This is a genomic window from Vibrio sp. Vb0937, from assembly GCF_033338855.1.
In genome coordinates this window covers 267831-280385 of record NZ_JAWOTK010000003.1, presented here as the reverse complement: position 1 = coordinate 280385, position 12555 = coordinate 267831, and the positions used below count along the sequence as shown (strand labels likewise).

Below are 12555 nucleotides of genomic sequence, written 5' to 3'. Positions count from 1 at the left end.
TCTTAATAAACGATTAACAAAGAGTGATAAGAGTGTATAGCTGTCGAAAACTTTAGAATAATCGCTTCTTCAGAGTATAAACTTCGGTTTTTTCGATGTTAAGTTTACTATACATCGTATTTTCCAACATGACACTCAATTTTGATCGGAGATCGTATTTGTACTTGTCGCACCAAATATTTATCAAGATGATGAGAAAATCAGCATAACACGGCTTGTACCATCATGATAACCCCGTACTTTTGAGAAAAAGCCAGGAAGCTTCGCGCACTAAAAAACCACCCGCAGGGGGTGGTTTTCTTCACAACTCAATAGCCTGTCAGCTGCATAAAGCCCCAAGCCTCATTGGAGCCGGAGGCTAAAGTAGGCCCTTCCCAGTAAGGTATTACAAAGGGTAGCCACATATCTGACTTGATAATGCGGGTAGTCAAATTAATTTGATGCTTCGGAATATTGATAATCCATTGCAAAGGTAACCTTCTTCCATTGGATAAACTGGTCACTTGCATTGGCTTGATACTGATATCATCGTCTGAGAGGTTGATGACTTTACCTGAGCGTGTCGACAACGTGCCAAACACGTGCGGTGTTTGCCCATGGTGACGATAACGGCTAACAGTTAATGCTCGACCATCATCTAAATTGAAAACAAACCAATCCCAGCCTTGTTGCCCCTCACCAATTAAGCCGCTGCCCCACTCTTTTTGCGCCCAAGCAGAACCCGTCACTAAGAATCGCTTACCATTTAAGCTTAAGCTGCCTTTTACTTTTAAAAATGGAGCACTGAAGCTGAAAGAAGCAACAGATTGCAACGCATGTTTAACTTGGAAACCTTTGTCTCCATTCACGACAAAGGGGCCGTTTGTCATGGTATTGAGCTCAAGTCCAAACGTATCAGTATTCACATTCAAGTTACCCGGGAAAGGCGTCGCACCGAGTGATCGCCAAGTCCAATTATCAATCCATAACCTGAAAGGACGATTGATCATACCAGCTTGGCCTATCCCTCCTCTAGCTACCCGTTGCTCTTTCCATACATGCGAGCCATGACTGACGACAACATGTGAAATGTACAATTGAGGGTTCTGCCAACCGCTGGTTTCTCGCTCGTCCGTCGCAACCCTGAAATAGCTCCATTGAACATTGTAGATCTTGCCTTGCTCATCTTTTAGCTTCGCAAAGTAGTGCCACCATTCATGCTGGTACTCGGGATGAAAGCGAAAGTCTGAGGGTAAAGAGACATGCTCATTAGGTAGTACAGGCTCGAAAATCGTTTGATTTTCACGCGTTAAGATAGAATCAAGTTCGCTTTCTCGTGTTGCTGTCGCCTCTAACCAAAAAGTTGAGTAAAAAGCAGCCCCAGTCAGAAAAGCGAACGTAACAACAATGAGCGTTGAAACCAACAAGCGTTTTTTAGAGCCCATTTTTTTCATTACAACGCGTCCCTTAATGACTTCATCGGTGTACTTTTGATCATTCTAATAACTGGCAATGCGCCAGCAACCATGATGGCAAGCATCGCCCAAGCAATGGTTTGAGCATACTCCCATGGAATCGTTTGAAGCTCTAGAGACCAGCCAAATGATTGCTTAATGATAATATCAACGATCAAATGTGCGAGCGCCAAGCCGAGCGGCACTGCAATAATCGCAGAAATGGCTCCGAAGACGAATAGCTGCAAACCACCTAATACGACAAGTTCTTTTCCGGACACACCCATGCACCTTAATAAGGAAAAATGCCGCTGCCGTGAAAGTTCTCCTGCCAACGTCGCAAAGAATAAACCAAACACTGCAATAATCAGCGTGATATTGCCCAAGGTTCCTGCTATCGCAAAGGTATGATCAAACACTCTCATTGCTTGGCTATAAATATTACCGTTATCAAACACACGATCTTGCGGGAGACGGAATACATTCTCTAAGCGATTTTTCAGCCCTTCTCCATTGACGTTATCTTTTAATACTACGCCAAGACCAACATTACCCGTACCTGCAAATGCATACAGCCAATTCCGGTGCGACATCATCACCTGGTTATATGGGTTTCCATAATCGTAGTAAACGCCTACGACTTGCCAGTCACCACCAAGCGGTTCTTGCAAGTTAATGAAATCGCCAGGGCGGATATCCAGCTTCAAGGCCATCGACTCACTGACCATTAAGCTCTTGGTAGCGTGCAGTTGATACCAGTAATTTGGGACACCTAACTTGACGGTAAGTGAGTCTAACTCACCTTCAGAAGAGCCCGTACTCACAACTTGCAGAGCACCATGCTCGGTCGGCATATCTTTTTCCCAGCGCCACCAAACCGAGTTCACCTCTGGCTGATTCTGGAGCCATGCGCTCATCCTAGCGGCTGAATTGTTGGTCGGATAGATGTACACATCAGCGGCTAATCGCTGATTTAGCCACTTATCGGTTGTATCTCGAAAGCTTCCGACCATTGTTTCTACACCAATGTTTGCCGCCAGCGCTAACATAAACGCCATCGTAGCCACACCGCGATAGCTCATGCTGGCTGCTGCATCAGCAAAAAACCAACGGACACGAACCCATCGCATGGTATAAGAAAAACTTTGGAACATATGCCACATAATAAATGGCATAAACAACGCCACACTAACCAACATCAGCGCAATAATAGCAAAGCCGGTTTCTTGTGTTTTCGGCGCCTGATACACCGCTATTGCAGCGACACAAAACGCACATGCCGCAAGCGCCTGCCAAGAGAACTCTCTTCCAGCAAATCGCATTAGCGACAGTCGAGAAGAAAGGCGGATTGGTTGTGACTTCAACAAACGGATTAATGGCCACAGACACGATATCAACGCACCCATCGCTGCCATGATTAGACTGTATAAGCTAGATTGCCATGACCATCCTATGGTTAAGCCTACGTTGGCATCATACAAATCACTCAGGCTCGAAGACACTGCTGGGATAAGTTCATTTGCTAAGATCAAGCCAAAAAAGTTACCACACGCCCACGCAATAAAGACGAGCAAAGACAACTCTAGTAATAAAGCTTGCGCTAACTGTGTTCCGTTAACACCAGTCTGTCTCAAAATACCTACCAAACGTTGTCGCTGGATGAAAGACAGAGACATCGCTTGATAAAAAATAAACAACCCGACCAAAAACGACAGCATTCCCATCGCGGTGAGATTCATATGGAATGCGTTAGTTAGCGACTCAAGCTCTGTACGCGTATTCCTAACGAGCGTCATTCCGTTTGGCAGCATGTTTTTCAGTGCTATCAGCTTTTCCTCTGGCATTTCACCACAAGAAATCGCAGACAAACCTGAGCTCCGCTTGAGCATACGCAACAACGATATATCAGTAACCAGCCGAGTACCCGAAAGCATCTTGTCCTTATCTACTTGAATAGGCCCAAGACGGCTTCCGTCATTCATCTCAATGAAGTCCCCATCCTGCCAACTCATGTAAGCGGCCAAATCTTGACTAACAAGAATAGGATAAGGAGGCTTCATTAGTGATAAAACAGGCATCTCACCTAGCGATTTTCCTTGTTGTAGTGGGATCATCGCGACAGGATCTATCCCCACCAACATCAGGCTCATATCGGTCTTGGCATCTAGATGAAGCACGTCAAACGGTGCACATTGGTTAAACCCAGCTCGACGTAACTGAATATAGAAACCTTGAGGAATTTTATTGGCAGAGTGCTTCGTTCGGATTCGGTATGGCAAAGGATTAGAGAAAAGTTTTTCCCCAGTTGCATAACTTTGTTTTGCATGCTGGTTGATAGAAGTAACACCAACAAGGAGGGACACGCCTAAAGTTAATCCCAGCCAGACAAGAATAATTTGTAGAGGGTAACGACGGTAATGACCGAGTAGTGCCTTAACTACGGGCCATAACATGTAGCTGCCCTCCTTGAAGTCGAATCTTTCCTTCCATATGGGCGGCCACTTTTTCACTGTGCGTCACTAACAGCAAAGTACACTCCAATTGGCGAGCGAGACTCGTTAATAAGCGCATTACTGCTTCTGCGTTTCGCTCGTCTAGGCTACCAGTTGGCTCATCAGCAAGCAGGATTTTGGGTTCCATATAAAGGGCGCGAGCAATCGCCGCACGTTGTTGCTGACCACCAGACGCCTCTTCCGGATAACGTCCTAGCAATGGCATTAAGTCCAAAGCAGAAAGAATTTGACGCCACAACTCTTTATCTTCCGGCAGACCTTTTAACTGACGACAAAAACGAATATTGTCGGCAATATTAAGTGTAGGAAGCAGGTTGAATTGTTGGAAGATATTACCAATATTGTTGCGGCGATAAAGGGTTCTTAAATGCTCCGGTGCTTCATGCATAGCAAAATTTGGAAACTGCACTTCACCAGAGTCAGCAGTATCTAATCCGGCGATTAAATTCAGCAGAGTACTTTTACCCGAACCACTTTCTCCCATCAGAGCAACTTGGTCGCCTTGCTGCAATGTTAATTCTGCCCCTTGTAATACAGGGTGAAACTCTCCCCCGTCTACATAGCCTTTACATAGGTCTGACAGTTTTAACATTGATTATGCCGCTCGGATGGTGTTTAAAAATTGGGATCAGAATCTACACTAAAATCCTGTTAGTAGAAAGTATTTTGAATGCTTGATCACACTATGGAAGTACAAATGCAACTCGATTCACTTTCTGTTTCTAATTTTGTTGACGTTTTGAGCAGATTTTTGCAGCCAAAATAAACTCTGTTCCTCCTTACTGGCCAATCAGGTTTTTCATCCATTTTCGGCTAACCATTCTTGGCAAGCAAATCGCCCACTTCACAACTTCTTCCGTCAAAAAGAGTAAGTAAACCCATTGTGGATCCCAATTGAGATAAATCGCTGCAAATGCTGCGAGTGGAATCCCGATCACCCACTGCGCCAAGATGTCTTGATACAAACAAAACTTAACATCACCGCCCGCGCGTAATACACCAACAATCGCCATCATCGGCACCGAGCGTAGCACGACACCCAACGCAAGAATCACCATAAACTGTTCAGCTAGCTCGCGAGTGTCTGTTGTCAGTGCACTAAACGCATTAAGGATCCATTGATTTGACACTATCAACAAGACGGCGACCACAAATGCGATAAGCACATTCAAAATGACCGTAGCCCATGCTTGATAATAAACGGGTTCAAAATTACGAGCGCCGAGCTGGTTCCCGACTAGAACTGCAGCCGCATTCGATAAACCAATCATCATCGCCAATGCGATCGACTCAACAGGTGTCATTACGGAAAGTGCCGCCAAACCTTGTACACCTGCTTGCCCCATGATGGCGTGATAAGCAAACAGCCCACCAGCCCACGCCAAGAAGTTAAATGTGGTTGGCAAAGAGAGGCTCAAGAAACGCGTAATTTTATCTAAGACCAATCCTGCGCGTATATCATCCCAACCAAATGCGATTATGTGTTTTTTCAACCATAGATAACCAAACAAGCAACCTACTTCGATCGCGCCACTGATTACCGTTGCGATCGCTGCTCCCGTAATACCCAGAGCAGGAAAGCCTAATTGACCAAAAATTAAAACCCAGTTAAGAAACACATTAGATAAAATGCCTATACCACTAAAAAAAGTGCTTAGGCCTGGTTGGTGCATCGCCCTTAGGCCCACCGACATACTGGCCACACATGCAACAGCAAACATGCTAACCGACGAAATAATGAGATAGCTGGCCCCTAGCTCAATCACTTCTTGTGAATCGGTAGTCAAACTCATGATGGGCTGTGGAAAAACAACAAACAAAGCAACAGCAATCGCAGCAAACATCATTGCGATCATCCATGTTAAAGCGGTACTGCGACGCACCCCAACTTTATCGCCAGCCCCCCAATATTGAGCGGTTAACAACGCACCGCCCGTTGTCACCCCAACTAACATGATGGTGGTGACGAAAGTCGCGCGCGCAGCAACTCCAACAGCGGCAATTTCAGCTTCACCAAGTTGACCAAGCATAAGAACATCGACGAGGCTTCTGCTAGAAAACATCATGCTTTGCAGTGTAATTGGTAACGCGATTGCAAATAAACGACGTAAGAATGCTTTATCTGCGTGTATTGAGAGTTGAGAAAGAAAAGTCACAAGCGCTCCAACGACAACTTATTGATAGAATGGGGAAAGTGTCTCATGATTATACTCTGTGGTGTTTATTCCACCAACGATAAAAGGACAGATAATGAAAAAGGTGTTGGTGCTAGGCGCCTCGGGTTACATTGGCTCTCAACTTCTTCCGTTACTTTTAGACAAAGGTTACGCCGTCACAGCAGCGGCGCGACATATTGATTATTTAGAGTCAAGAACTCAGCCTCACCCTAATTTAACGTTAAGGTATCTCGACTTGGCTGACGCAGAGACCACGAAGGCTGTAGTGAACGATTTTGATTTAGTCTTTTTTCTCGTGCACGGGATGGCTCAAGGTGATGACTTTGTTGAGTACGAACTAAACCTTGCTTTGAACTTCAAATATGCATTGGAACAAAGCTCCGTCGAGCATGTTGTATATTTGAGTGCCATTCAACCTCAAACCGGAAACTCTCGCCATTTAGCCGCTCGTAAAGCCACGGGAAAAATAATTCGACAGTCTGGTGTTCCAGTAACTGAATTGCGTGCTGGCGTTATCATCGGTCCCGGCTCTGCCGCTTTCGAAATCATGCGTGACTTTGTCTACAACTTACCTATTTTGATCGCGCCTAAATGGGTCGACTCAAAAGCGAACCCTATCGCCTTGCCCAATCTCAACCACTATTTGTTGAAGTTAGCAGAAGCTCCCTATCCAGAAGAAAGTGAAATTTATGAAGTTGGAGGGCCAGATACACTTAGCTACCGCGAGCAGTTCAAAGTCATTTGCCGAATCACGAACAAGCCGTATCGACTGTGGTCGACCCCGCTACTTACTCCGAAAATGGCATCGTACTGGCTAGGTTTAGTTACCTCAGTGCCAACTAGTATCGGTAAAGCATTACTTGCGGGCTTAGAGCACGACTACATTGCAGACTCCAAAGCGATTGAAGAACGATTTCCTCAAACGCTGATCAGCTACGAGCAAGCGGTAACTGATACCATTCAAGATGAAGGCACATTTGTACGCAGTAATGTCTGGGGGTTTGAACCCGCAGCGCTTCGTCGATGGCAACCAGGATATGGCTATTACCCAAAACAAGCTGGAGCGAGCATTAAAACTCAAGCCTCCGCTGCGGCATTATGGAAAGTGGCGCAAAAGATCGGGAGTCGCGAAAAAGGCTATTACTTTGCCAACATCTTGTGGCGTACACGTGAATGGCTCGATATCTTTTTTGGCGGCGGAAAACCGATTCGCGTTTCTCCTCCTGGACCAGAGCTCAAAGTCGGTGATTTTATTGACTCTTGGAAAGTGATTCGCTGCGATAACAATCAGTTTCTTTCACTGTTTTTTGGTATGAAAGGCCCAGGCCTTGGGCGTTTAGAAATTACCATCAAAGATCTCGGTGACGAACGAGAGCTGGATATTACCGCCTGGTGGCACCCGCAAGGGTTTCTTGGGCTGCTTTATTGGTTTGCAATGATGCCAGCCCATCTTTTCATATTTAAAGGCATGGTCAAAGCCATCGCGAAAGAAGCAAACCGTTTAGAAAACAAAAAGCCCCAATAACAGGGGCTTCTAAACACTCACAATGTCACTTTAGTCAGCTTTGAACGAGAGTGGAATTTCGGCTAACTGGTTGCCTTCGTTTGCTGGAAAAATAAGGTACTCGCCATGGTATTTCACCATCGATTTGTAGTCTGTTACCTTATGAACCATAAAGCCCGCTTGCGCTGCTTTCTCAACAAACTCAGCATGATTGCCGCGTACAAACCAACTCATTGGCTTTACGAGCAACTCGCCATCAAAACAGCTTTCGCATTGGTCTGCACATAACGCTAAAGAGTTTTGACCTTCAGTGAAGATTTGTACTTTGCCGCACCCAATCAGTTGCTCAGATGTTGAGACTTCCCAGCCTGCTTGCTCCATCAAATCAAGAAAAGACTCAATATCTGAATCTTTGAACACTTTGGAGTCTTCACCTTCAGGGAAGAATTGCGCATAAAAAGCAGAAATACGCTTGAAGATAAACAACAAACCAGCATCGTTCCCCTTTGAGCGACCTGCTTTTTGCCAACGCGTTAAGTCATCGCCTACCGTACGTCCGAAACGTTGTGATTTTAGCGCCTTTGTTACCCAACGCACTAAATAATGGTTATTCGCAACAGGGGCATTGGCTAACTTACCTGAGCGATGCTCTTGATCTAACTCTTCAAGTGCTGAGTTAACCAAGTTTTGAATTTCTTTGGTGTAATTCGACATTACGCCTTTCTTCCTAAAGTCCAATAAAACAGTGCTGAAAGCACAGAACAAGCAAACATCACGATGATCATCGGCCAAGCAACATTCCCGGGCAGTGATGCCACCAGCGCACCAACCAATGAACCGATACCGAATCTTAATGTCCCCGCTAGAGACGACGCCGTACCCGCCATTGATGGGTAACCACTTAAAAGCAGCGCCATCGCGTTACTACCTATCGTCGACAATGTACCGATAAACAGCACAACAAAAGGTACAATGCCCCATAATCCGAAGTCCATTAACCAACTTACGAATAAACCAATCCCCGCCAAAAGTTGCACGAACAACCCAAAACGAAGCATGGCATGGGAACCAACTTTCTTCACCAAGCGACCATTAATACTGGTCATGATGATCATCGCCACAATGTTCAAACCAAATAGGTAACCAAAGTGGTCTGGTCGAACACCATATAAATCAATATAAACAAACGAACCCGCCGTCAAAAATGCAAACATTCCGGAAAATGAAAACGCACCTGAGAGCATCAAACCGATCGCTTCAGGATTGGAGCATAATCTGGCGTAGTTTCTCAGCGTCGTGCGGAAACGAAGAGGCTGACGATTTTCAAGCTGTAACGTTTCAGGGATTTTCCAAAGTACGAGAAAAATCACGACTACAGCGAAAATAGCTAATACCCAAAAAATGGAACGCCAACCAAACCAAATCGCGAGATGGCCACCGATCATCGGTGCCACCAACGGCGCAATAGTAATGACCAGAGTAACGAAGGACATTGCGCGTGCAAAGTCTTCACGGTCAAACATGTCACGCACGACAGCTTGGATAATGACCGCCGCTGCCGCGCCAGCGAAACCTTGTGCCGTACGTACATAGGTCAGCGCATCAATGCCATTTGTTGTCGCACTCACAACAGCAGCCAAGCCGAAGAAAAGTACGCCTAAAATCAACACAGGTCTGCGACCAAAGCTATCGGCAAGCGGCCCGTGAATTAACTGGCCGATCGCAAAACCCGCGGTATAAGCCGTCAACGTAATCTGAACCGCGCCAGGCGCGACCCCCAAATCTTTCGCAATTGTCGGCATCGCAGGCAAATACATATCGATCGCCAAAGGCGTCAAAGCACCAATCGCTCCTAGTACCAAAAACAATAGAAAACTGATTTGGGATTGCGGAGCACTTTGAGCTTTTTCTGTCATTCTTTTACCTCTTGTTGGAGCCCTACCGTCAATACTTGCAGAACAAAGTGAAAATAACGGAAGTTCTCATATCGCTGAATGTAGAAGCCAAAAACCTGTTCTATCCAACGTTCGAGAATCATAAGGGCAAATATGTACCAAGGTGTGACCTTGACGAACTCGACATAGAAAAGCATGTGAAAGCGAAATGTGTTTATGGGAAACAAACACAATGCAGTAAAAATGATGGCGTTGACACCATCATTCCATTCACCGTAGCCGAAGGCTTTGCAATAAGAGTATGCATGCATCAGCTAAATGCAAAGGCATATCACTGAGATGAGTAAGCACACCGGAATTGTCTAGGCACTAATTTTGGTAGGAAAATTTATTTTGAGCCAATTCCTACCAAAAGACTAGTTCCTATTAGGAACTAAAGAATTTCCCATGCCGACAATTAATTCCAAATAGAATCAATTTCTTCTTGCGTGAGGTAGCGATAATCACCTGGTTCTAGTGCCTCATCAAGTTCGATAGAACCAATACGCTCACGATGTAAGTACTCAACTTTATTTCCTAACGCCGCGAACATACGTTTCACTTGGTGATACTTACCTTCCACGATAGTTAACAATACTTCATTCTCGGCCTCGTTCACGATTTCCAAACGAGCGGGCAATGTTGCTTCTGATTCATTGCGCAAAATGATGCCTTGTTCGAGCTTTTCCGCGTAATCTGGCTGAATAGCATCGACGAGCCAAACACGGTACGTTTTCTCACACTTATGCTTAGGTGAGGTAATACGGTGAGACCACTTACCATCATCCGTAATCAACACTAAACCAGTTGTGTCGACATCTAATCGGCCCGCAAAGTGAAGGTTTTCAATTTTAGGCTCATCAAGCAATGCGAATGCAGTTTGGTTGTAGCCATCTTCATGTGAACAAACAAAGTCAGCAGGCTTATACAACATAATGTAACGAGGACCAGGAGCACCAATAACACGGTCTTCCCACATCACTTCCGCACCTTTAGGTACTTTAAATGCACCACTTTTTTGAACCTCACCGTCAACGGTGATGTCTCCACTTTTGATGATCTTTGTTGCCTGTTTGCGTGTTGCACCCAGAGCGTCACACAAATATTTATCTAAACGCATGAATACCTCATTGAATTATACCCAAGTGATCTCTAAATCTTGGTTTAAAGGTCACTTGGGTATAAAAGTCAGGTATTATAGCGTTCCTCGTTCGAATAGTTGAGCAATTTCACATATTTTCATGTACACACTTCGTCCTTATCAAGCCGACTCGGTTAAAGCCGTTATTCATTACTTTCGTAAACACTCGACACCAGCAGTGATCGTGCTGCCAACCGGTGCAGGAAAAAGCTTGGTGATCGCAGAACTTGCTCGCCTTGCGAAAGGACGAGTGTTAGTCCTCGCCCACGTAAAAGAACTGGTCGAGCAAAACCACGCAAAGTATGAAGGTTATGGTTTAAAAGGTTCCATCTTCTCAGCAGGATTGGGACGAAAAGAAACTGACCAGCAAGTCGTGTTTGCTTCGGTTCAATCGGTCGTACGTAACTTAGATTCGTTCAAAAACCAGTTTTCTCTGCTCGTTATTGATGAGTGCCATCGTGTGCCAGATGACAAAAACAGCAGCTACCAAAAAGTTATTACTCACTTACGAGAACTGAACCCTGGCATTAAGGTGCTGGGACTAACTGCAACGCCCTATCGTTTAGGAATGGGCTGGATTTATCAGTATCACACCCGAGGTCAAGTGCGAACCGAAGAGCCTCGATTCTTCCGCGATTGTATTTTCGAACTGCCGATCCGTTACTTGCTCGACGAAAACTTCCTCACTCCAGCCCGCATGATGGATGCGCCCGTTTTGTCTTACGACTTCTCTCAGCTGAAGCCCGCTAACACCGGACGCTACAAAGAAGCAGAAATGGACATGGTGATCGATAAAGCCAAACGTGCGACTCCACAAATTGTTGAGCAAATCATGCAATATGCGAAAGAGCGTCAAGGTGTCATGATCTTCGCTGCAACTGTTCGACACGCACAGGAGATACACGGTTTATTGCCAGAAGGCGAAACTGAAATCGTCATTGGTGATACACCTACGCCGGAGCGCGATGCGATCATCCAAGCGTTCAAGAATCGTCAAATAAAATACTTAGTCAATGTTTCGGTACTGACAACCGGGTTTGATGCGCCGCATGTCGATTTAATCGCGATTTTGCGACCAACAGAGTCAGTCAGTCTGTACCAACAGATAGTAGGACGAGGATTACGCTTATCAGACGGAAAATCAGAATGTTTAGTGCTTGATTACGCAGGCAACAGCTACGATTTATACCAACCTGAAGTCGGTGATCCCAAACCAGACTCTGACAGTGAAATTATCACGATTCCTTGCCCGGCTTGCGGATTCAATAACAACTTCTGGGGTAAGTTGGATAGTAACGGTTTCTTGGTTGAACACTTTGGCAGACGTTGCCAAGGTTACTTTGAAGATGAAGACACTGGCGAACGTGAACACTGTGGCTACCGTTTTCGTGCCAAATACTGTGGTGAATGTGGTGCGGACAACGATATCGCTGCACGAATTTGTCATGAGTGTGACGCGACGCTCGTTGACCCAGATAAAAAGCTAAAAGAAGCGCTTAATCTCAAAGATGCATTAATCTTTGAATGCACAGAAATGGACCTATCTTTATTTAAGTCCAGTGATGGTAAATCTCAGCTAAAAGTGACGTATTCTGGTGAACCATACCAAGGCGAAGGCAATGCGTTAGTTAATGAGTTTTGGTCATTGAGTACCAAAAAACAAAAACAAACGTTTAAAGATCAGTTCGTACGCCCCCACTTAGCAGACAAGCATCGCCCTTTTGAAGAGGCTTCACCGACACGCGTTGTAGCTAATCAACATCGTTTCCGTTTGCCTCAGTTTGTTATTGCTAGAAAATCTGGTCGCTTTTGGAAGCTGCGAGATAAGATTTTTGAAGATGAGTTGAAATAAC

The 12555-nt window shown here is 45.2% G+C and carries 9 protein-coding genes; 2 read left to right on the top strand and 7 right to left on the bottom strand.

Annotation, left to right across the window (positions count from 1 at the left end; translation table 11 throughout):
• Positions 1 to 308: 308 nt before the first annotated feature.
• The 4 genes from R7P67_RS08145 to R7P67_RS08130 all read right to left on the bottom strand — a co-directional run bounded on the left by R7P67_RS08145 (position 309) and on the right by R7P67_RS08130 (position 6102).
• Positions 309 to 1433, bottom strand: coding sequence for a lipocalin-like domain-containing protein (locus tag R7P67_RS08145; RefSeq protein ID WP_025766852.1), 1125 nt, complete (start codon positions 1431 to 1433; stop codon positions 309 to 311).
• Entirely contained in the window at positions 1433 to 3886 is a 2454-nt protein-coding gene (locus tag R7P67_RS08140) for an ABC transporter permease (protein ID WP_005378038.1), read from the bottom strand. The genes R7P67_RS08145 and R7P67_RS08140 overlap by 1 nt, the downstream gene beginning before the upstream one ends.
• The gene (locus tag R7P67_RS08135) at positions 3867 to 4538 is read right to left on the bottom strand and encodes an ABC transporter ATP-binding protein (protein ID WP_005378040.1); all 672 of its coding nucleotides are present in this window, start codon (positions 4536 to 4538) and stop codon (positions 3867 to 3869) included. The genes R7P67_RS08140 and R7P67_RS08135 overlap by 20 nt, the downstream gene beginning before the upstream one ends.
• A gap of 187 nt (positions 4539 to 4725) precedes the next feature.
• The gene (locus R7P67_RS08130) at positions 4726 to 6102 is read right to left on the bottom strand and encodes an MATE family efflux transporter (RefSeq protein ID WP_005378048.1); all 1377 of its coding nucleotides are present in this window, start codon (positions 6100 to 6102) and stop codon (positions 4726 to 4728) included.
• 94 nt (positions 6103 to 6196) lie between these two features.
• Here R7P67_RS08130 and R7P67_RS08125 point away from each other — a divergent pair, with 94 nt between their 5' ends.
• The gene (locus tag R7P67_RS08125; protein ID WP_042522001.1) at positions 6197 to 7648 is read left to right on the top strand and encodes a DUF2867 domain-containing protein; all 1452 of its coding nucleotides are present in this window, start codon (positions 6197 to 6199) and stop codon (positions 7646 to 7648) included.
• Between the two features lie 30 nt (positions 7649 to 7678).
• Here R7P67_RS08125 and R7P67_RS08120 read toward each other — a convergent pair whose 3' ends face one another.
• The 3 genes from R7P67_RS08120 to rsuA form a co-directional block, all read right to left on the bottom strand.
• Positions 7679 to 8341: a DUF2913 family protein gene (locus tag R7P67_RS08120; protein WP_005378053.1), complete on the bottom strand. Its 663-nt coding sequence runs from the start codon at positions 8339 to 8341 to the stop codon at positions 7679 to 7681.
• Positions 8341 to 9543 carry a Bcr/CflA family multidrug efflux MFS transporter gene (locus R7P67_RS08115; RefSeq protein ID WP_005378055.1) on the bottom strand — a complete coding sequence of 401 codons (1203 nt, stop codon included), beginning with the start codon at positions 9541 to 9543 and terminating at the stop codon, positions 8341 to 8343. Before R7P67_RS08115 ends, R7P67_RS08120 begins: the two co-directional genes overlap by 1 nt.
• Before the next feature lie 436 nt (positions 9544 to 9979).
• On the bottom strand, positions 9980 to 10681 hold the full coding sequence (gene rsuA, locus R7P67_RS08110) for a 16S rRNA pseudouridine(516) synthase RsuA (protein ID WP_005388670.1): 702 nt from the start codon (positions 10679 to 10681) through the stop codon (positions 9980 to 9982).
• Positions 10682 to 10802: 121 nt separating this feature from the next.
• On the opposite strand from rsuA, the gene R7P67_RS08105 reads away from it, so the two are divergent.
• Positions 10803 to 12554 carry a DEAD/DEAH box helicase gene (locus R7P67_RS08105; RefSeq protein WP_262652496.1) on the top strand — a complete coding sequence of 584 codons (1752 nt, stop codon included), beginning with the start codon at positions 10803 to 10805 and terminating at the stop codon, positions 12552 to 12554.
• Position 12555: the final 1 nt, after the last annotated feature.

Coding starts and splice junctions, on each gene's coding strand:
- R7P67_RS08145 (WP_025766852.1), bottom strand. CDS start 1,433: ATGAAAAAAATGGGCTCTAAAAAACGCTTGTTGGTTTCAACGCTCATT.
- R7P67_RS08140 (WP_005378038.1), bottom strand. CDS start 3,886: ATGTTATGGCCCGTAGTTAAGGCACTACTCGGTCATTACCGTCGTTAC.
- R7P67_RS08135 (WP_005378040.1), bottom strand. CDS start 4,538: ATGTTAAAACTGTCAGACCTATGTAAAGGCTATGTAGACGGGGGAGAG.
- R7P67_RS08125 (WP_042522001.1), top strand. CDS start 6,197: ATGAAAAAGGTGTTGGTGCTAGGCGCCTCGGGTTACATTGGCTCTCAA.
- R7P67_RS08120 (WP_005378053.1), bottom strand. CDS start 8,341: ATGTCGAATTACACCAAAGAAATTCAAAACTTGGTTAACTCAGCACTT.
- R7P67_RS08115 (WP_005378055.1), bottom strand. CDS start 9,543: ATGACAGAAAAAGCTCAAAGTGCTCCGCAATCCCAAATCAGTTTTCTA.
- rsuA (WP_005388670.1), bottom strand. CDS start 10,681: ATGCGTTTAGATAAATATTTGTGTGACGCTCTGGGTGCAACACGCAAA.
- R7P67_RS08105 (WP_262652496.1), top strand. CDS start 10,803: ATGTACACACTTCGTCCTTATCAAGCCGACTCGGTTAAAGCCGTTATT.